The sequence below is a fragment of the Mucilaginibacter sp. P1_A3 genome, assembly GCF_056406855.1.
The window spans coordinates 346,781-367,918 of sequence record NZ_JBFTZJ010000006.1; the positions used below are offsets into that span (position 1 = coordinate 346,781).

Here is a 21,138-nt window from a genome sequence, read left to right on the forward strand (position 1 = left end):
TATTAATTAATCAATAATGTGGTTTCGCCGTTAATTATAAGTTCGCCACCATTTGTCATGAATTGTTCCGCTTTAGTAACCATAAGCGTCGATCCGATAAAAATTGGGGAACGCTGGTGAAGTTCATTTACCTCCAGTTCAAGGATTCGCGAAGTTCCGTCAGAGGCTTTGCCGCCTGCCTGTTCGATAACAAAGGAAAGGGGATTGCATTCATAAACAAGGCGAAGCTTGCCTGCAGGTGCCGAGGCTGTATTAGGGTAAATAAATATTCCGCCTTTGATCAGGTTACGGTGCAGGTCGGCTACCATTGAACCGATATACCGCGAAGTATAGGGACGAAAAGTTGATGAATCTTCAACCTGGCAATATTTTATAAACTGTTTCACGCCGGTTGGGAAATGAACATAATTCCCCTCATTAATAGAATAAATAGTACCGGAATCAGGGATCTTCATTTCAGGATGTGACAGGCAGAATTCACCGATGGACGGATCAAGTGTAAAGCCGTTAACACCCCGCCCGGTAGTGTAAACCAGCATCGTGGATGATCCATAGATTATATACCCTGCTGCCACCTGTTCGGTGCCCTTCTGTAGTACATCTGATAGACCCGGCTTTCCTTCAGTACTTTTTCTCCGGTATATTGAAAAGATAGTACCGATAGGGACATTTACATCAATGTTTGATGAACCGTCCAGCGGATCAATTGCCACGATGTACTTTGCTGATTCAGATACCGCTGAATCAATATGAAAGATTTCCTCATTTTCTTCGGATGCTACTATACAGCATTCACCTCCGCTGCTTAAGGCTGAAATGAACTGGTTATTAGCATATACATCCAGTTTTTGCTGGCACTCCCCCTGGATATTGTTTATACCAGCGCTTCCCAGTATATCCATCAGGCCGGCTTTATTAACCTCTCTGTTAACAATTTTGGCGGCTATACCGATATCTCTGAGTAACCTCGAAAGTTCGCCTTTGGCATAAGGGAAATCGGCCTGTTTTTCGATAATAAACTGGCCGAGCGTAATGAAGTTATTCATAGGCTTAGTGTAAAAATTACAGTATTATTGGTTCTAATTGGTTCGCCGAAATTAGGAATAATTAAGCATAAAAAACAAAATTTAAGTTTGTTAAAATGACTTCTATTGCTTGGCTAAGTGTATCGAAGTTGTATGTTTTCCTGAAATAACGACAGGAAATCAAGTAGTTTAGGTGGTTTACCTGAAAAAGTGTTGAATTTTAGGTGAACTGCCTAATTATCACGGCTTGTATAGTTTTTTCATTGTATTCCCTGAACCTTTACAGCACCAATTCAAACCAAATCAGTTTTACTAAAATTTTATATTATGGATAAACCCACCATTCTCATCATCGGTGCATGCGGCCAGATAGGGACCGAACTTACCGCCGCACTGCGCGGAATTAATGGGATAGAAAACGTGATTGCATCTGACAGATATGTTCAGGATCCCGGCATTGAAAACTATCTTGAATTAGATGTTATGAACAGTGCGAAATTAAAGCAGATTGTGCAAGACCGTGCTGTTACACAGATCTATCTACTCGCAGCAATACTATCCGCTACGGGAGAAAAGGATATAAATGCTGCATGGAATTTAAATATGCAAAGTTTGATTTGTGTTTTAAACATAGCCCGGGACCTTAAACTGGATAAAGTCTTCTGGCCAAGCAGTATCGCTGTATTTGGGCCCGGCTCACCGAAATTTAACTGTCCGCAAAATGCACAAATGGAACCATCAACAATTTACGGGATCAGCAAAAGGTCAGGGGAATATTGGTGCAACTATTACTTTGAAAAATATGGGGTAGATGTGCGCAGTATCCGGTTTCCGGGATTAATCTCTCATTCTGCACCAGCAGGAGGAGGAACGACTGATTATGCCGTGGATATATTCCATAAGGCAATTAACCTAAATTATTATGAATGCTTTTTAGAGGAATCTACTGTGCTGCCGATGCTCTATATGAAAGACGCGGTACGTGCAATCCTGGAATTGATGAATAGTCCTGTCGTTAATATTCATGTACGCACCTCATACAACCTTGCGGGAATGAGTTTTGCACCCTGCGACCTCGTGGAGGAGATCAGAAGACATTTCAGCACATTTCGGGTCGTCTACCTTCCTGATCACCGTCAGGCTATTGCGGATAGCTGGCCTGCTAGTATAAATGACTCAGATGCAAGAAAAGATTGGGGATGGGTACCTAAATACAATATAACCACTATGACAGCTGGCATGATTGAACACCTTGCCGGTAAAAATCCACCTCAACAAGTGCTGGAGTCCTTTCCTGATTTTCAAATAGAAGATGTTGCCGCCATCTGATGAGAAGTTTGCAAATAACACAATCCATTACCAATACAAATTCTTTGGTAGAGATATATTTTAATGAGATCAGTAAAGCAGAGCTTTGTAGCGGTGATGACGAAATAACGCTTTCGAAAAGAATCAGGCAGGGTGACCGGCAGGCTTTGGAAAAGTTAACTACAAGTAATCTGCGTTTTGTTGTTTCTGTAGCGAAAAAATACCAGTTCCAGGGACTCGCCTTACCTGACCTGATCAGTGAAGGTAATATTGGCCTTATTAAAGCGGCCTATCGCTTTGATGAAACACGCGGCTTTAAATTCATTTCATTCGCGGTATGGTGGATCAGGCAAAGCATAATCGCGGCCATTGCCGAAAATGCACGAATGGTTCGCCTGCCTGTGAATAAGATTCATGAGATCACCAAAATCAATAGGGCAATTAATGAAGTGGAGCAAAAGATGTTTAGGGAGCCATCTCCTGAACAAATAGCTGATTACCTTCAGATGGATTCCGCCACTGTAAAAGATGCCTTAAATGACGCTAAATGGACTACCAGCCTTGATATGGTATTCGGTGAAGAGGAATTTTCTATGTTGGACAGAATAACTTCTAATGAATTCGAAGCTGACTCCATTTTGACTGCAGAGGCAAATTCGGTTGAACTTGCCGGTTTGCTGAATAAACTACCTGAACGGGAGCGGCGGCTGATCGAACTCAGTTACGGGCTCAATGGTCTTTTTCCCATGACACCAGCCGATATCGGTCTACACCTTGGGCTGGGAATTGAACGGGTAAGGCAGCTCAAAAAAGTAGCACTTGACATCCTACGTAAACTTATATCCTTAAACTAAATCATGTTTTCAAAAGCAAAAGTTCATTACCAGCTTTCAGTAGAAGATCTGGTAGAGCAAACAATAATTCGAAATGAGGGCACATTGTGCGATACAGGCGCTTTGGTTATCTCAACAGGAGAATTTACAGGACGTAGCCCTGCTGATAAATTTATTGTTAAAGATCAGATAACGGATAATACCGTTGATTGGAATAAATTTAACAATCCCATTTCAGAAACCCATTTTTCGAAGATAAAAGAGGATATAACCGCGTATCTTGAAGCTAAAGAAGAAATCTGGATTCGAAATGCCTGTGCCTGCGCAAGTGATGAATATCGCATCAATTTGCGTATAGTCACTGAAACCCCTTCTTCCAATCTTTTTGCTGCCAATATGTTTATCAAACCAGTTCAGAATAAGAAGCCTGTCTGGACGGTCATTCATGCGCCCGGTTTTAAAGCTGTGGCTAATGAACATGGTACAAGGCAAGGTAATTTCACGGTTGTCTCATTCACAGATAAGACAATTTTAATTGGAGGTACCGGCTACACCGGAGAAATTAAGAAAAGCGTGTTTACTGTTTTAAACTATCTCCTTCCCATAGAATATGGCGTACTGAGTATGCACTGCAGTGCTAACGAAGGCAGTCAGGGAGATTCAGCCCTGTTTTTTGGTCTGAGCGGTACAGGTAAAACGACTCTAAGCTCCGACCCGAACAGAAAATTGATAGGGGATGACGAACATGGCTGGGATCAAAACGGAGTTTTCAATTTCGAAGGCGGATGCTATGCAAAGGTTATCAATCTATCAAAGGAAAATGAACCGGAGATTTTTAATGCAATAAAAAATGGTGCGTTGGTAGAAAATACGAGCTTTAAACATGATTCCAAAGAAATCAATTATAGATGCAGCACCCTAACCGAAAATACCCGTGTTAGCTATCCTATAGATTTTATTCCGAATGCAAAGAGCCCATCAACATCAGGAGTGCCAAAAAATATCTTTTTTCTAACCTGCGATGCTTACGGAGTTTTACCTCCGATAAGTAAACTCGACACAGATCAGGCCATGTATTATTTCTTGAATGGATATACAGCGAAAATTGCCGGTACTGAGAATGGGGTCAAGGAACCGCAGGCAACATTCAGTGCTTGCTTCGGTGCACCATTCCTTCCTTTAAAACCTCGACTTTATGCGAACTTATTTAGAGACCAAATAATTAAAAATCAATGCAACGTTTGGATGATCAATACCGGATGGACAGGAGGGGGCTATGGTATAGGGAAAAGGATTGAACTTGCTTTTACAAGATCGATGATAAATTCAGCTTTAAATGGATCACTTAATCAGGTAAGTTATAAGGTTGATAAAATCTTTAATTTGAATATTCCCGAATCATGTCCGGGTATCCCCGATTATTTATTGGATCCATCTAAATGCTGGACAAATCTGGAAAACTATAATTCTGAAGCAAAAGTACTTTTAAACAAATTTGAAAAAACTACTGAATTGAACTAACTCATTTAAAATAATGGAAAATCAACAAGTGCATGTTATGAGGAAGGTCTAATTCAGCAATTTAAATTAGTCGGTACTACCGAAACACTTGTCAAATTAAGTAGCCAGGTCATTCCATATTTGGAACTATGGATACTGGAATAGCTGATTCAGGATTAAGATCTAAAATTACTCCTGAGAAGGCCAAGGAGATTTTAAAAAAAGGGGGGATGGAAGTTTCTCTTAAGCAGGCAAAAAACATCTTGGATTTACTAAGCATTTTAGCTAAATTAGAGGTAAAAGAATACCTTAAAAAATGAAGATTGCCGACCTATATATTCGCGTAAGTACAGATGAACAGGCTGATAGAGGTTACTCGCAAAGAAGCCAGGAAGAAGTTCTAATCCGGTACTGTAATCTAAGGGATATACAAATTAGAAATATAATTTTCGAGGACTATTCTGCAAAAACATTTAAGCGACCCGAATGGCAGAAATTACTTATTGACCTTAAAAAGAAAAAAGGGCATTTAGACTATGTTCTATTTACTAAATGGGATCGGTTTAGTCGAAATACTGGCGATGCTTATCAAATGATTAGCATCCTGAAAAACCTTTTTGTGGAGCCTCAGGCCATTGAGCAACCGCTTGACATGTCGATTCCCGAAAGTAAGCTTATGCTTGCGGTTTATCTCGCCCAGCCTGAAGTTGATAATGACCGAAGGGCATTAAACACTTTTTATGGAATGCGCAGGGCGCGGAAAGAGGGCAGATGGATGGGGCATGCACTTGTTGGATATGAAAACAGGATAGATGCACAAGGTCGAAAATGTATAGCCCCGAAAGAACCTAATGCCTCTATAATGAGGTGGGTGTTTGAGCAACTTGCTACGGGCAACTACTTTATTGATCAAATTTGGCGTGAAGCAAGGCTAAAAGGTTTAGAAATGGGTCGGAAAAATTTCTGGAAAATCATACGCAACCCTGTTTATTGTGGCAAAATTATTATCCCTCAATTTAAAGATGAGGAAGCGCATTTGGTTTCAGGACAACATGAAGCTCTTATCTCGGAAAGTTTATTTTATGAAGTACTTGATGTTTTAGATGGTAGAAAACGAAACAACAAAACCAAGATCCGGTCAATGGACGAGCTACCGCTCCGTGGACACCTTATATGTCCAAGATGCGGATTGAATTTGAGTGGTAGCGCTTCGAAAGGTAAAACCAAATACATACATTATTACCATTGTAATTCTAAATGCGGCGCGAGATTCAATTCAAATTTAGTAAACGAGAAGTTTATTGAGTTGCTTAAAAAACATGCAATTGAGCCTGCTGTCTGTGAATTATACAAGGCACTTATTGTAGAGGCCTATGAGGCTGCGGTTGGGCAAGGAAAAGGGGACATATCGCTTTATAAAAAGCAAATTAGCGATTTTCAAGATAAAGTTGCCAGGGCAAGGGACTTGCTTTTAGCCGGCGACCTCGACGGTTCGGAATACAAAAAGATCAAAAGTGATAGTGAACGACAAATAACAATTTTAGAAGGAAAGCTTGTTGATTCGACTGTAAAAACAGCGGGCATCGGACCGTTACTTGATATGGCATTGAAAAATATGTCAAGATTGCCACAATTATATCAAAGTGCTGATTCTGAGGAGAAAAGGCATATAGTGAGTTCGATGTTCCCTCTAAAACTCACTTTTGATGGAGAACAACATCGAACTCTTTTTGTAAATGATGCAATCTGCGTTTTTAATAGCATAAAGGCTGTTTTTGAGCAAAAAAAAAACCGCAAAACAGGTGTTAAATCTGATTTGCGGTCTAAGGTGACCCGGGAGGGGTTCGAACCCTCGACCCACTGATTAAGAGTCAGTTGCTCTACCGGCTTTATGAGCTAATTTAAAGCGGTTTTTAATGATTCCGGTGAGAGTGCGCCACTTAATGCGCCAAATCATGTTCACTGAACCAAAAATTGTTACTACAAATGACCTTGCCTACAGGTCTTACATTCAATTCACTTTTAACGGTAATCGTTACCGGGAATACAATGGTAAGAAGCTCGAATTAAAAATTAACCCTAACCGGGTGGCTAACTTAAAAGAAAAAAGTCGCCTGTTAGCAAAATTGCTTTTTGAATTTAAAAAAGCTTTAGAGACCGGATGGAATCCCACCTTATTAAAACTCGCTGTTATTGTGCCTATTCCTGAACCCTCAGTATCAATTGAAGCCGCTTTTAAAGAGTTTGAGTTTCATAAGTTAAATAGTCCATATAGTCACATCTATAAAAGAGAGATTAAAAATTTAGTTAAGCAATTTTTAGACTTTCTGACTATAGAGGAAAAAGCGGACGATATTGGAAACTTGAAAGCTAACCGGGTTGAAGATTTCTTAAATCAATTTAAAGCTTCTGCAACACTGTACATGAATAAGCGCAGAACTCTGGGTGTGTTTATGGCTGAGTTTATTCGTAAAAAATATATATCAACTAACCTTGCAAAGGTTACTCCTCGGATAAAAACAAAAGCGTCCCTTCATAAAATATACACCAAAGAACAGTTAACGGCAATACTACACTTTTTAAAGAATAACAGCAATGAACTTTATTTGTGTTGCCTGCTATCTTATGGTTGTCTATTACGCCCACATCAGGAAATTCGATTTTTAAAAAGGAAACACTTTAATGACGACCTGACCACAATATCGTTATCCGGGTTTGAAAATAAAAGCTCACGGGTTAGAGTAGTTGGTATTCCTGACTTTGTGCGAAAAGTACTTACTGAAAGACTTACCAGCATATCTAATCCCGATAGCAATATATTTTCACTTAATCCCGAACCTTATAATGAATATTATTTTAGTATGAACTGGACAAGGCTAAGAAAAGCAATGTTGAACGAGGGGCTTTTACAGACAGACCAAACCATTTATTCGTTCCGTCATACTGCCGCTGTAGACATTTTCTCCCGTACAAAAGACCTCCACATACTTCAACAGCTTTTAGGCCATTCCACCATGATTGTAACCTTAAAATATCTTAGGGGATTGGGTGAATTGAATAGCCAGCAATTAAAAGATGCACTGCCTGTGTTGGAATTGATTTAGCCCCCCGGTGCATGCCCCACAGATATCCGGGTATAGCCCCCACCCAATGGGGGGGAGCTCCCCTCGGCGGGTGCGAACGACATGTCGACCTGATTTCAAATTAGAAAAAAAAGGCTTTTTAAAACACACAACACTTTTTAAAAATATGGGCTACTTGAAAATTTTTTTTTGTTGAAAAATCAGTCCAAATATTAAGCCCTATTACCGACTTAATGATTGCTGGTAATAGGGTTGCGTCTGATACCGATCAAATTAAATATACTTCGCCTTAAACAGTGGGAAGTTAGAAAATAACCGTACAGTTGAATTAGTTCTTATTAACTGCCACCGGTGCACACGCTGTATCAATTCACCATTAACCTGTTCCAAGTGAAATTTTTGCTGCTCCGGTTTCCGTGGTACCATAACAACAAATTTTTTCTATAAAATAAATCGTGGTGGATTGTGGTCTATAATTTTATCATGAGTATTACTAAACAGTAATATTTAGCTGTTTGTTAATCATGTTCTTAACCATGCATTTGTGCACAAATAATGCGAGGTTTGATAGCGTCGGGTTCTTTAGTGAATTCGACCAGATATTAGTGAACCCGTGCAGTTCAAATATTTTATAACCGATTTGATCTCGGTAGAAATCTTTGGTTTCACTCGCAATAACTGTTATATGGTCATTAAAACTGGTTAACAATAATAACAGGTCGCCACACGGGATTATTTGTTTTCTGCCGACGAAGTCTATCATATTTTTTAAAGTCGGTTTTAATTCTTTCTTTAATGCGGATAGTAATCCATTCTTTGTATTGTTGAATTTGTAAATAGTAGCTATTATTTTACTGTATTCAAGTAATGAATTATCGCCGGTTAAATCATAATAGATAAAACGGTGACAATGACTGACAGGTTGGAAATAAAATGTCATTCCATTTAAGTCAATCACCAGAGATGGGTGATTTGTGTCATCATCGGCAGTATCCGTAATGCAACCGATTAATGATAAGTCTCCGGCAAGCGTGTTCCAATAATGTGAGCCTGTCTCCATTACAGCGTATTTGCCGTCGTGGAATAGTATTGTGGTTTTTTCTTCTTTAGTGTTATTCATATTGTATTTTTTGAGATATAAACCCGGAAATTTCTATCCGGGAATTTTAAAATCGGGTTTTTATGTAATTGCCTCAGAAAGCAGTGGGTTATTTTACTACAAGACAAAAACTATTTGATATTCAAATATTTATGTAAAATAAACTTAACCTCGTTTATTTTTTAAAACATTTGGCTTTACTTTTATTTAAAGCCTTTTTATAAATATTTTAAGAGAATTTATGAAGCCACCCGAAGTTCATCACCACCGTCAATTTTAAACGTTGGTTTTAATCCATACTTTAAAAGTGCCTCTCGCAAAAGTGCTTCCGCCAAATACAGGTCGTCTATATTGTTAGTAACAATAGAGTCATGTATTGATAACGCAGTTATGTTCCTATTATAAAGTTCTGCCAATACTTCGTCAATGAAAATTTGCGCCTCAAATTTTTGCAAATTAATCGCAAAAGTTCTGTAGTCCTGCCATTTAATATTATTTATGGCCTTCCACACATTTGGAAAATCATCTATAAAGCTTGTTTTTAGTTTGGATTTCCACGATTTACACTTTGAGTACCATATATGCTTATAGAAGCTCTCTTTAAACGCCTCCCGTTTTGTGCGATTACTTATGTCAATTCCTGCGTTAAAAGCGACATATTCGTAAAATTCACCTTTTTCGGCCAGCTCTTTAAACATCAATATATCATTAGGGATGATTGCGTCGCTTCCATTTTCCCTTCGATATTCGTCAATAATTAGTGGTGCGCTTAACAAGATTTGGGCATTCTTTAAATCAATTTGCAAAAGCGGCATGTTATTTAATAGCAGATACTTTCTTAAATGACTCGGCATACTGGTAATCGTTGAATATATGCGTTTGGTACTTGCTACTCTTCGGCAATACTTTTCGCCAAGATAAACAGACAGCAGGTAATAATCTTTCGGATCCATACTTGCATAAGCGACCTCTTGGTCAACTTCAAGTTCTGGATATTTCTTGAATAGGTATGCTTTTCCATCATCGCTGATTGTCAGCCGGTTTTCAATAAGCTTGCGCTGGTGGCTGGCGATTTCACATTCAAACTGCCTTCTCTTGTGAAAGAACTCAAACTTCTTAACCAATCTCGATTCGATTGCCGAAATACTGTTAAAATCTATAGCCTTATTTTCCATGTTAGGATGCAACTTGTACAATGACCCCCTATGTCCTGTCGAGTAGTTCTTTTCCTTCCTTATGATTTTATTGGTGACGAACCATCTCAATATCTTGCTCACCTTTGCCGGTTTCAGCATTAAAATTTCTTCAAGCACAGGGTAGTACATTGACACTCCTAATTCATAATCGTCAGCGTCAAATATCTTACAACGATTGATGTAATGTAGTACATAAAAGTACTTTTGATAAAGAGGTTCAGAGATGCGTCCTGTTGGTGTACGGACTTCTTTAAGGATTTTGTAATAGACTTCGTTTTGTAGTATAAAATTCATTTTCACATTTCTTGCCCCACGACTACATTAATCGAGAGGTAGAATCATGGGCTATCTACAACCGATTTTTTAATTTAAATTGATTTTTCATTACTCTGCGCATAGTCGAAAATTCATTGTTGTGTGATTAATCATGCATAATCAATCACTACTGCAAACATAGTTTAGGTTCCAAAAAAAGCAAGTTTTATTTTAAGGTTTCCTTTCGGAAAACATATTGTCTTTGGTTTTTTGTGCTAAAACTGGAACTTGTCAGCCGTTTAAGCAAAAATAGGTTAGTTCTAAAAAAATGCCAGTTTTTGTTAATAGCTTTTGATAAAATAGTTAATGTCCTGTGATAAATAGTGGAGGTGGTTTTGTCATTTCTTTATTGCAGGACAAAACATGATATTATTAACCATTTAAACATATTTGCAATAATTCCATACATTTAGGGCAACTTAGCCTTTTCAAAGAACTACATGAGAAATTTTAGAGAGACAGCAAACTTTATCTGGTCAATTGCAGACCTGCTGCGGGGGGATTACAAACAAAGCGACTACGGCAAAGTAATATTACCATTAACGGTGCTCAGGCGTTTGGATTGCGTACTGGAAGGAACCAAGGTTGAGGTACTAAAAAAGAACGAGCAGGCCAAAACTATGAATATCCAGAACATTGACCCCATCCTTAATAAGGTTGCCGGGTACAATTTTCACAACCGGAGCCAGTTTACTTTTGAAAAACTAATTGCCGATCCCAATAATATTGCTGCCAACCTAATAGACTATATCAACGGTTTCTCTGCTGATGCCCGTGAGATTATAGAGCAGTTTGAGTTTGAGAGCCAAATAACCAGAATGGATAATAACAACCTGCTGTTTATGGTGGTTAAACGCTTCCAAGAAATTGACCTGCACCCCAAAAAGGTAACCAGCATGGAAATGGGCTATCTGTTTGAAGAATTGATCCGCAAGTTTGCTGAAATTTCAAACGAGACCGCTGGGGAGCACTTTACCCCTCGTGAGGTCATTAGGTTAATGATAAATTTACTTTTCTTGAATGATCGGGACATCCTAACCCAAAAAGGGATTGTTAAAACTATTTACGATTGCTGTGCCGGTACTGGTGGGATGTTGAGTGTAGCCGAAGAGTACCTGCATGAATTAAACCCTGATGCACGATTGGAGGTGTTTGGGCAAGAGCTAAACCCCGAATCATATGCTATCTGCAAATCGGACATGTTAATTAAGGGACAGAACCCGGTTAACATTAAAAAGGGTAATAGCATTTCAGAAGACCACTTATCAACTGAAAAGTTTGATTACCTGATTACCAATCCCCCCTTCGGTGTAAAGTGGGAAAAGATAGCTACAAAGGTTAAGGCTGAGCATGATTCAAAGGGATTTGGCGGCAGATTCGGTGCTGGGTTACCATCAACGGGAGATGGTTCTTTCCTATTCCTCATGTCGCTCATCTCTAAAATGAAGCCGGAAGGCTCCCGATTGGCAATTGTATTCAACGGTTCACCACTATTCTCAGGTAGCCCAAGTTCTACAAAAAACGAATCAAGTATAAGGCAGTGGGTAATAGAGAATGACCTGTTAGAGGCCATTGTAGCCCTGCCAAACCAATTGTTTTACAATACTGGCATTAATACCTATATATGGATACTTTCTAATCACAAGCCCGCTAATCGCAAAGGTAAAGTACAGCTTATCAATGCTGTAGATTTTTATAAAAAAATGAGTAAGTCACTTGGTGATAAACGTAATGAGTTAAGCCCCGATCATATTGCTGAAATCACTAAAGTGTACGGTGAGTTTGTGCCAAATGAAATTAGTAAGATTTTTGATAACCGGGATTTCGGATATTCCAAGGTGACAGTAGAACGCCCTGAAAGAGATGCTAAAGGCAATATTAAGACCGATAGGAACGGTAAACCAAAAGCTGATAGTAGTTTAAGAGATACAGAAAGCATTCCATTAAAAGAGGATATAAAAGCCTACATCCAAAAAGAAGTGTTACCACATGTACCAGATGCTTGGGTGGATGAAACCAAAACCAAAATTGGGTACGAAATTAACTTTACCAAATATTTTTACCAGTATAAGCCTCTACGGTCGCTGGAAGAAATAAGAAAAGATATTTTGGCATTGGAAGAAGAAACCGCAGGTTTAATTAATGATGTTATCGCCTGATGATTAACCTTGAAACGCATTTTGCCGACGTTTTAACGAGAGAGTTTCCGCTTGAAGCAAAGAAGGGCAAAACGTTTTTGGATATTGCACAGATGCCACATTACGAAAATGTAAACAGCAATATCCTAACTTTCTTTCTTGACCAAAATGAGGAGCACGGGTTTAAAGATTTATTCGTCACTTCATTATTAGAGCTGGCAAGTTCACATAAAGAATTATCTCTATTGGATTGGACAGTTGAAAGAGAAATAACAACCAAACAAGGCAAGCGCATTGACATAGAAATCCAATCGTCGGACAAAGACAAGGTTATAATTATTGAGAATAAAATTTATCATTGGCTGGCCAATGATTTAAATGACTACTGGCAGCACTACCCAAACATTAATTCAAGCAATAAGATAGGCATAGTGCTGAGCATGTACGCTATCAACGTTAAAGATGTGCGTTACATCAACATTACACACCAACAGCTTTGTAAGCAGGTGTTAAAAAACTTAGGTGCATATTTATTACATGGTAACACAAAATATATAGTTTATTTAAAGGATTACATCGAGAATATCAATTCATTTTACATGTCTAACGAGCGTAAAGCAAAACTTGAATTTTACTTTGAAAACATTGACAAGGTAAATGAGCTTTTGAATATAAAAGACGATGCTACTACTTATATCTTGAACCAAGTCACCGTTGTGGGTGAAGCATTGGGGTTACCGGTGCGTGCCAAAAGAAAAAATGACCGGCGGTACTTTCCGTTCCCGGAATTTAAAGACGACAAGCTTTACTACGCCATATTTGTTGAGCATCTATTTTCAAGTCGGGCAACTTTTAAAATTATAATAGAAGGGCATAAAATAGCTTACCCGGTACAACAGCATATAATTGATAACATTTCAGATAAGTACCACCACCTGCAACACGTAGATGAGCCGCAACCTTATATTCACTTTCTTAAAAAAACATACCATTTCGACCCGAAGGATACTGCCAACTTTTCAAAAGTAATTTTAGAAATCCTTGAAAGAGACTTTGATGCCGCACGAAAGAAAATTACTCAATTGTTATTAGAAAAAATCTATGCTTAACAGGTATTCATTATACAAAGATTCATCCATTGGATGGATAGGCCAAGCACCTCATCATTGGTTTATAAAGCCGATGAAACATCTTGTAGTATGCAACGTAAACTCGTTGGCTGAAAATACCGATGACAACTATTTATTGGAATACATCGATATTGGCTCCGTCACTTTAGAAAAAGGAATTGCGATTACTCAGAAACTCACGTTTAAAGAATCTCCGTCAAGAGCACGAAGAATCGTTAAAAAAAATGATGTCATTATATCGACGGTTAGAACATACTTGAAAGCCATTGCTCGTATAAATTCAAACGATAGCAATCTAATTGCATCTACAGGGTTTGCAGTTTTATCTGCCGGAAAAGAAGTCGATTCTGGTTTTTTATACTACTACTGCATTTCAGATGGCTTTATCAGTGAAGTTCATTCTATTTCAAGAGGGGTTAGTTATCCATCGATAACATCGACAGATTTACTTAACTTGTCGCTCTGTGTCCCGCCTTTACAAGAACAAAGTAAAATTGCTAAATATCTCGATTATAAAACCGCTCAAATAGAAAAACTCATTACCGATAAAGAAAAGCTTATTAACCTTTTAAATGAAGAGCGAACTTCGGTCATAAATCAAGCTGTTACAAAAGGTGTAAACCCTAATGAGCGCATGAAAGATAGTGGCGTTGAAGGATTAGGAGAAATACCCGGTAATTGGGGGGTTAAGAAATTAAAACACATAGCACATATTAATCCATCAACTAAAACCTATGCACTTACTGAAAGACAGGAAGAGTATGTCGTTTTTCTACCAATGGAGAAAGTGTCAGAAGAGGGAGATATTAGCCAAGATGTTAGAAGAAAAACGTCTGATGTAATAAGTGGATTTACATATTTTGAAAGGGATGATGTCATAGTAGCTAAAATTACACCATGTTTCGAAAATGGAAAGGGAGCGTTGTTGAGTAATCTTGAAACCGATTATGGCTTCGGCTCAACTGAATTTCATACTATCCGTGCCGCTGAGACTGTAACTAAAGAGTTTATTTACTATATAACAAAGTCAGAGAGGTTTATGACATTCGGCGAAGCATTTATGTCAGGAGCCGCCGGTCAAAAACGAGTTCCGACAAGCTTTTTAAAAGAGTTTAAAATTGGGGTTCCTGAAATTGAAGAACAAAAAACAATCGTCGATCACATAAAAACTGAATGTGGAAATATTGACTCAATCCTTGCTAAGATTCTAAAGGAAATAGAGTTGTTAAAGGAATACAAAACAGCATTAATTTCAGAAGTAGTGACGGGTAAGATAGATGTGTGGAATGAGGTATTAACTGACTTGACAGAATTAGCATAATCACCATGGCACAAGGCATCCACACTGAGCAGACATTTGAAGCAGCAATTGAGCAATCACTATTAACTACCGGCGGATATATAAAAGGCAACTCGAATGCTTTTGATGTCAACTTAGGTTTGTTTCCTGATTATGTTACTGATTTCCTGAAAGCCTCTCAGAATAAAGAGTGGCTTAAAATTGAATCAATACATAAAACAGATGTTGAAAAGAAAGTTATCCAACGCTTGTTAAAAGAACTGGATTTAAGGGGCACCTTAGATGTTGTACGCAACGGGTTTACTGATTATGGTGTAAAGTTTAAGATGGGGTATTTTAAGCCGGAATCATCTTTAAACCCAACCGCAGATTTACTGTATCTGACTAACCATCTTTCTGTTACCCGGCAGCTATTTTACGAGCGTAAGGGCAATAATTCCATTGATGTGGTATTATCTCTCAACGGACTGCCTATTGCCACCATAGAGCTTAAAAATCAGTTTACAGGGCAAAATATAAGCCATGCTAAAAAGCAATATGTTTATGATCGGGAGCCTTCTGAACCAATATTCCAATTTAAAAAGCGGTCTTTAGTCCACTTCGCTGTTGATAGCGATGAGTGCTCTATGACTACAAAATTGGATGGCAAGCATACTCGCTATTTACCATTTAACTTAGGTGACAATAATGGTGCAGGCAACCCCCAAAATAAACAGGGGTACCGTACTGCATACTTATGGGAATATGTTTGGGCTAAGGACAGTTTTATGGATATTATCGGTAAGTTCCTGCACCTGAGTTCAGACGAATTTGAATTTAATGGAGTCAGCAAAATCAAAGAAACAATTGTCTTCCCACGTTATCATCAATTAGATGTGGTGCGTGAGGTGAGTAAAAATGCCCGTGCGGTTGGTGCTGGTCATAACTATTTGATCCAGCACAGCGCAGGTTCAGGGAAATCTAATTCGATTGCGTGGCTTGCTTATCGGTTGTCCAGCTTACATGATAACGATAACGACCGGATTTTTGATTCTGTAATTGTTATAACTGATAGAACCGTGTTAGATGACCAATTGCAAAAAACAATTTACCAATTTGAACACAAGCAAGGGGTCGTGCAAAAGATTGATAAAGACTCACAGCAATTGGCGGATGCTATTACTGCCGGGGCAAACATCATAATAACAACCCTTCAAAAATTCCCTTTTGTTTTGGATAAGGTGGGTGAATTGGCTAATAAAAAATATGCAGTCATAATTGACGAGGCGCATTCCTCACAAGGGGGCGAGGCTACCAAAAAAATGAAAGAGGTACTGGCCGCCAAATCATTGGAAGAAGCAGAGCAGGATGAAAATTTTTCAGGTTTAGATGAAGATGCAGAAGACGAAATACGGAAGTCAATGCAAGCAAGGGGCAAACAGACAAATTTAAGTTTCTTTGCCTTTACTGCTACGCCAAAAGCAAAAACTGTAGAGGTATTTGGAACCCCTGATGCAAATGGAAAGCCTAAGCCATTTCATCTTTACTCAATGCGGCAGGCAATTGAAGAAGGCTTTATTTTAGATGTACTGAACAATTACACCACTTACAAAGCCTTCTTTAAGCTATCTAAAGAGATTGAAGATGACCCTGATGTTAATAAGAAGCAGGCTGCGAGGGCAATAGCCCGGTTTATGTCGCTGCACCCGCATAATCTGTCTCAAAAAGCAGAAGTAATGGTAGAACACTTCCGGCAGGTCGTATCTAAAAAAATCGGTGGTAAGGCTAAGGCAATGGTGGTAACCAGTTCTCGACTACATGCAGTGCGCTACAAAGAAGAGTTTGATAGTTACATCGCTAAGCAGGGTTATAAGGATGTAAAAACCATTGTAGCCTTTTCTGGCAAGGTAATCTATGATATGTTCCCCGAAGGTGTAACAGAAGTTGAATTAAATGGCTTCAAGGAAAAAGAGTTGCCTAAGAAGTTCAATACTGACGAATATCAGTTATTATTAGTGGCCGACAAATATCAGACGGGGTTTGACCAGCCATTGCTGCATACCATGTATGTAGATAAAAAATTATCAGGTGTGAAGGCAGTACAAACACTATCCCGTCTAAACAGGATGTCCGCAGGCAAGGATGACACCTTTGTATTGGATTTCGCTAATGAGACCGAGGATATTCTAAATTCGTTTCAGCCGTACTATGAGTTGACCACCGTTGAAACAACAACCGATCCTAACCATTTATACGATTTAGAAACGGAAATAAAGAAGGCCCGGATTATATGGGACGCAGAGATAGACAACTTTTGTAACGTTTATTTTAAGTCCGCTAAGACATTATCTGTAGCTGAACAAGGAAAGCTTAATGCTTACATTGACCCCGCTGTAGACCGCTACAAACAGCTCCCTATAGAGAATACTAAAGACGATGTGGTCAATACCGAATCCACACAAGAGGGATTCAAAAATTCATTACAGTCTTTCGTTCGGCTATATTCATTTCTTACTCAAATCATGCCGTTTTCAGATGTGAATTTGGAGAAGCTTTATACTTACGGCAAGTTCCTGCTTAGAAAGTTGCCACGTAATGCCAACGACCGTTTCCAGTTAGGTGATGAGGTCTCATTAGAGTATTACCGGCTGCAAAAAATAAGCGAAACCAATATCGTAATGGAACCGCAAGGCGAGTATGGTTTAGATGGCCAGAACGAGGCCGGTATCCGCATGAACAAAGACGAACGTGCGGCGTTGTCCGAAATAATAGAGGTACTTAATAAACGGTTTTCAACCGAATTTAACGACGCTGACAAACTCTTCTTTGATCAAATTGAAGCCGAGTTAGTAGCCGATGCAAAACTCAGCCAGCAAGCTAAAAGCAACACTATAGAGAACTTTAAATTTGGCTTTGATGACATCTTCATGGATAAACTCATATCCCGGATGGAGCAGAATCAGGATATTTTTTCCAAAATGATGGATGATAAAGAGTTTGGCGGGTTAGTAAAGAATTATATGTTGAAGAAGGTTTACCATAGCTTAAATCAAAATGTTTGATGGAAGAAATCATTGTTAACTTTTGGATTTACGTCGATATAGGTACAGACACAGCATACAATTGGTCTGGTAAGATGTATTGCATTACCGGTACAGATGATGAAAAATTAAGATTATTGGTTGCTTTATCTGAGAGTGATTTTAAGACCGTTAAACGTAGAAATTTATCAGAGAAATTGTCCATTAACGTTAATGGTGAAGTAATGACAGGCAATCTTCCAGCATCTTTTATTGATGAATATTTTGATAGTGATTCTAATTGGTTTTGTGTTGAATTAGAAAATGAGTTGCCAGACATTATTGTGTTTGGGAACGGAGCCAAAACAAATCAACTCCTCAATCAGAAACTTCCGACTACGCCATTGTACGTATTAACTATTTTAATGGAAAACGAAAGAGGCGAAATTCGGCCAGTTACCAATAATGATAATAAGGATTGGATTAAGTCTGAAAGGTTTAGATTGAAAGCCAATAGGTGAGAATCATTGTAACTTACATCGATTAATTTGAAAAGTATACAATATTCAATGCCTTACCTTTTGACCCGTGATAAATAGTAGAATAGGTTTTGTCTTATCTTATCACGGGACAAAACACAATAAATACAGATGAACTTAACTCAACAAGTGGAGTCCTATTACAGAGACGTAAACCAGCAGCTAACATTACTAAAGAAATATGATTCACAGAGCCAACTCTATCTATCAACAGACTTCGATGTATTTGATTACATCCTGCMAGATGAAAATACATTATCTGACATAATTGCTGACCTGTTGAAGCCGAACGGTAACCATGGTCAGGGAAATATTTTTTTAGTTCAATTTCTTAATTTGTTAAACCTGCCGGAAATAAAAAAATTAAGTAGTAACCCTCCTTTTATATACCGGGAAGCAAGTACGTCTTCAATAAAACGTACTCAAAGAAGGATTGATATTTTGATTGATTGGAAAGATTTTGGCATAATTATCGAAAATAAGCCTTGGGCAATTGACCAAAAGGAACAGATTTCTGATTATAGGGATTACATGCGTCGGTGCTACAATGAAAATTTTTTGATAATTTATTTATCAATTATACCAACTGCACCACAAGAACACAGCATATCAGTTAATGATTTAAATATATTACAAAGCAAAGGCCAATTCATAAATATGCTATTTTCTTATGGTTTACTTAACTGGTTAGAAGCATGCCAGAATTTTTGCCAGTCTGATAAGTACAGATGGTTCTTACGTGATTTTTTAAACTATATCAAAAATATCTCATGAACGAAGATTTCGATAATCTTATAATTAATCAAGCCACCAATAACATCGGAAATTTAGAAATAGCTTTCAAAACGCATCAATTGTGGCAAGATATTTTTGATCGCCTTGTAAAAGTCTTTTTTGAAGAACTTGAAATACAACTGTTAGCAACGTTGCCAAAAATCGGCGGGGATTGGACTATTACACGTACTAAGCCCGCAAATATGAGAACTGCCATGAATATTCATTTGTCTAATTCGAAATGGCAAAACGTAGTGTTCGGAATCGGTGACTATGATGGTGATAGGGTACATTTCTTCGTCCGAAGCCAGAAGGAAGATAAAAAAGCATTATACGAATTCGTTGAAAGTCATTTAAATGGCCATGTAATTCCTGATATTTGGTATCAAAAAGCTGATAAGCCTTATAATACGTGGAATTCAACTATTGAAGGGGTTATGGCGGTTTATCAATCTAAGCAATTTATTGATTATAGTACCAGTAGATTAGCTGAACTTGCCACTTATATTAATGAATATCTTAATCCTGCTTAATAGTCAATAAAAGAAATTCGACATCTACCTCTAATCCTTTTGCTATTTCATACAAGTAATATATAGAGGGGTTTATTTTGCCCATCTCTAATCGCTGAATAGATTGCTGGTCTTTATCAATTGAATGAGCCAGATCTTTCTGAGTAATACCTTTTTCCTCCCGGATTTTACGGATACGTTCACCAAGATTTTTAAGTATTTTCTCCTTTACCATTGCGGTATAATGGTAGGGTAACACCCAAAATAATCGTACAACGGATGTGTTGTATCTTGATTATTTTTTGTATCTTAGGAGTCCAAACCTTAACTCTATGGCCAGACTTATCAAATCCCTCATCGGCATTCTAATAGGTGTCTTTGTACTTTACTTAATTAGTGCAATATTGGCTGTAGCAGTCTTATTAGTTATCGGAGGAATAAAATGGTATACGAATTATCGTGATTCTAAAATAGAATGGACGGAGTGGGAATTTTCTTCTAATGCCGGGCCATTAGTTTCAATCGTGAATGGTCAAAAACTTTTTCAGACCCAAGAACATTGGGTACGTTATAATAATTTCACCCAAGAATGGGATGCGAAACTCATTATAGACCCAATTAAACGCCCATTCAGCCAAGCGAGAAAATTAGAAGATCAATGGGCATTAAGGCACCGCTAACTACCTATAGTACAAGCAAGGATTATATTACTTGAAGCTATCTCATTCCTATTGATATGGTATAGGCTTTACATCGGTATCTTAAAAAAAACTCTTATGCGGATGCATATGCATTTCTCTAACTCTTAATAAAAAAATCGAATGGATTTTAATCACCATTGCATTATTGAAAGTGATTCCCGGCAAACATTTTCGATACTACTTGATGACGCTCTCAGTAATGGTTGTACTATAGTAGCATCAAACTCTTTTTGGGATCCAACTCATCATTGTGTTCGTTACTATGCTTTACTTCTTGAACCAATTAGCCGTTCAGAGCCGTTTGAAGAAGAAATTCCAACTGGTCGATCAGAGCCGTTTGAAGAAGAAATCCCATTTGGATTTAAAATTTCAGTTGGCCGTCAGTAGTCGTTTGAATAAGAAATTCCATTTACGTTAAATTTAAAGCATGATTAGAAACCGATACCAAATCACTCTATATAACACTCAGTTTTTTGGCGAGTTGTTAACTTATCGCTTTCCGGTTATGCCTTTGGTCGGTGACTTGATTGAGGTGTTAGAAGAACGAGCTATGTTCATAGTCAAAAGCAGATCGTTTAAGCCCCGCCAAAACGGTGGGCTAATGTCTGTTACGCTGCATGGATGAAGGGCATGGTTGACAGTGTACGGGTATTGCGGGATTCCCGGAAACGTTAGATTGAGCGCAG

General features: G+C 38.2%; 19 protein-coding genes and 1 tRNA gene. 15 read left to right on the forward strand and 5 right to left on the reverse strand.

Annotated elements, in window-relative coordinates; genetic code table 11:
- Positions 1–2: 2 nt before the first annotated feature.
- A complete protein-coding gene (gene fbp / locus AC1D0K_RS14675) occupies positions 3–1,046 on the reverse strand; it encodes a class 1 fructose-bisphosphatase (protein ID WP_477397541.1) in 1,044 nt (347 codons plus the stop codon).
- A 306-nt stretch (positions 1,047–1,352) separates the two neighbouring features.
- On the opposite strand from fbp, the gene AC1D0K_RS14680 reads away from it, so the two are divergent.
- The 5 genes from AC1D0K_RS14680 to AC1D0K_RS14700 all read left to right on the forward strand — a co-directional run bounded on the left by AC1D0K_RS14680 (position 1,353) and on the right by AC1D0K_RS14700 (position 6,530).
- Positions 1,353–2,354, forward strand: coding sequence for an NAD-dependent epimerase/dehydratase family protein (locus tag AC1D0K_RS14680; protein ID WP_477397543.1), 1,002 nt, complete (start codon positions 1,353–1,355; stop codon positions 2,352–2,354).
- Positions 2,354–3,187, forward strand: a complete 834-nt coding sequence (locus AC1D0K_RS14685; protein ID WP_477397545.1) for a sigma-70 family RNA polymerase sigma factor — start codon at positions 2,354–2,356, stop codon at positions 3,185–3,187. The genes AC1D0K_RS14680 and AC1D0K_RS14685 overlap by 1 nt, the downstream gene beginning before the upstream one ends.
- 3 nt (positions 3,188–3,190) lie before the next feature.
- Positions 3,191–4,687 (forward strand): phosphoenolpyruvate carboxykinase (ATP), encoded by a 1,497-nt coding sequence (gene pckA / locus AC1D0K_RS14690; protein ID WP_477397547.1) that lies wholly within the window; start codon positions 3,191–3,193, stop codon positions 4,685–4,687.
- Positions 4,688–4,815: 128 nt separating this feature from the next.
- Positions 4,816–4,986 (forward strand): hypothetical protein, encoded by a 171-nt coding sequence (locus AC1D0K_RS14695; RefSeq protein WP_477397549.1) that lies wholly within the window; start codon positions 4,816–4,818, stop codon positions 4,984–4,986.
- Positions 4,983–6,530, forward strand: coding sequence for a recombinase family protein (locus tag AC1D0K_RS14700; protein ID WP_477442284.1), 1,548 nt, complete (start codon positions 4,983–4,985; stop codon positions 6,528–6,530). The genes AC1D0K_RS14695 and AC1D0K_RS14700 overlap by 4 nt, the downstream gene beginning before the upstream one ends.
- Here the strand turns inward: AC1D0K_RS14700 and AC1D0K_RS14705 are convergent.
- A tRNA-Lys gene (locus tag AC1D0K_RS14705) sits at positions 6,499–6,564 on the reverse strand. The two genes, AC1D0K_RS14700 and AC1D0K_RS14705, sit on opposite strands and share 32 nt — an antisense overlap.
- A gap of 57 nt (positions 6,565–6,621) precedes the next feature.
- Between AC1D0K_RS14705 and AC1D0K_RS14710 the strand changes: the two genes are divergently transcribed.
- Positions 6,622–7,770 (forward strand): tyrosine-type recombinase/integrase, encoded by a 1,149-nt coding sequence (locus AC1D0K_RS14710; protein ID WP_477397553.1) that lies wholly within the window; start codon positions 6,622–6,624, stop codon positions 7,768–7,770.
- Between the two features lie 472 nt (positions 7,771–8,242).
- Here AC1D0K_RS14710 and AC1D0K_RS14715 read toward each other — a convergent pair whose 3' ends face one another.
- Entirely contained in the window at positions 8,243–8,869 is a 627-nt protein-coding gene (locus tag AC1D0K_RS14715) for a hypothetical protein (protein WP_477397555.1), read from the reverse strand.
- Between the two features lie 218 nt (positions 8,870–9,087).
- Positions 9,088–10,338, reverse strand: coding sequence for a hypothetical protein (locus tag AC1D0K_RS14720; protein ID WP_477397557.1), 1,251 nt, complete (start codon positions 10,336–10,338; stop codon positions 9,088–9,090).
- Positions 10,339–10,799: 461 nt separating this feature from the next.
- Here AC1D0K_RS14720 and AC1D0K_RS14725 point away from each other — a divergent pair, with 461 nt between their 5' ends.
- The 7 genes from AC1D0K_RS14725 to AC1D0K_RS14755 all read left to right on the forward strand — a co-directional run bounded on the left by AC1D0K_RS14725 (position 10,800) and on the right by AC1D0K_RS14755 (position 19,772).
- Entirely contained in the window at positions 10,800–12,518 is a 1,719-nt protein-coding gene (locus AC1D0K_RS14725) for a type I restriction-modification system subunit M (RefSeq protein ID WP_477397559.1), read from the forward strand.
- A complete protein-coding gene (locus AC1D0K_RS14730) occupies positions 12,518–13,606 on the forward strand; it encodes a PD-(D/E)XK nuclease family protein (protein WP_477397561.1) in 1,089 nt (362 codons plus the stop codon). The genes AC1D0K_RS14725 and AC1D0K_RS14730 overlap by 1 nt, the downstream gene beginning before the upstream one ends.
- A gap of 106 nt (positions 13,607–13,712) precedes the next feature.
- Positions 13,713–14,948, forward strand: a complete 1,236-nt coding sequence (locus AC1D0K_RS14735; RefSeq protein WP_477397563.1) for a restriction endonuclease subunit S — start codon at positions 13,713–13,715, stop codon at positions 14,946–14,948.
- A 5-nt stretch (positions 14,949–14,953) separates the two neighbouring features.
- A complete protein-coding gene (locus tag AC1D0K_RS14740) occupies positions 14,954–17,968 on the forward strand; it encodes a type I restriction endonuclease subunit R (protein ID WP_477397565.1) in 3,015 nt (1,004 codons plus the stop codon).
- Positions 17,968–18,447 carry a hypothetical protein gene (locus AC1D0K_RS14745; RefSeq protein WP_477397567.1) on the forward strand — a complete coding sequence of 160 codons (480 nt, stop codon included), beginning with the start codon at positions 17,968–17,970 and terminating at the stop codon, positions 18,445–18,447. The genes AC1D0K_RS14740 and AC1D0K_RS14745 overlap by 1 nt, the downstream gene beginning before the upstream one ends.
- A 129-nt stretch (positions 18,448–18,576) precedes the next feature.
- On the forward strand, positions 18,577–19,239 hold the full coding sequence (locus tag AC1D0K_RS14750) for a PDDEXK-like family protein (RefSeq protein WP_477463074.1): 663 nt from the start codon (positions 18,577–18,579) through the stop codon (positions 19,237–19,239).
- A complete protein-coding gene (locus AC1D0K_RS14755) occupies positions 19,236–19,772 on the forward strand; it encodes a hypothetical protein (RefSeq protein ID WP_477399922.1) in 537 nt (178 codons plus the stop codon). The genes AC1D0K_RS14750 and AC1D0K_RS14755 overlap by 4 nt, the downstream gene beginning before the upstream one ends.
- Here the strand turns inward: AC1D0K_RS14755 and AC1D0K_RS14760 are convergent.
- Complete coding sequence (locus AC1D0K_RS14760) at positions 19,759–19,986, reverse strand: helix-turn-helix domain-containing protein (protein ID WP_477399924.1); 228 nt, start codon at positions 19,984–19,986, stop codon at positions 19,759–19,761. The two genes, AC1D0K_RS14755 and AC1D0K_RS14760, sit on opposite strands and share 14 nt — an antisense overlap.
- 97 nt (positions 19,987–20,083) lie before the next feature.
- On the opposite strand from AC1D0K_RS14760, the gene AC1D0K_RS14765 reads away from it, so the two are divergent.
- Positions 20,084–20,431 carry a hypothetical protein gene (locus AC1D0K_RS14765; protein WP_477399926.1) on the forward strand — a complete coding sequence of 116 codons (348 nt, stop codon included), beginning with the start codon at positions 20,084–20,086 and terminating at the stop codon, positions 20,429–20,431.
- A gap of 141 nt (positions 20,432–20,572) precedes the next feature.
- Positions 20,573–20,839 carry a hypothetical protein gene (locus tag AC1D0K_RS14770; RefSeq protein ID WP_477399928.1) on the forward strand — a complete coding sequence of 89 codons (267 nt, stop codon included), beginning with the start codon at positions 20,573–20,575 and terminating at the stop codon, positions 20,837–20,839.
- The last annotated feature ends 299 nt before the right edge of the window (positions 20,840–21,138 follow it).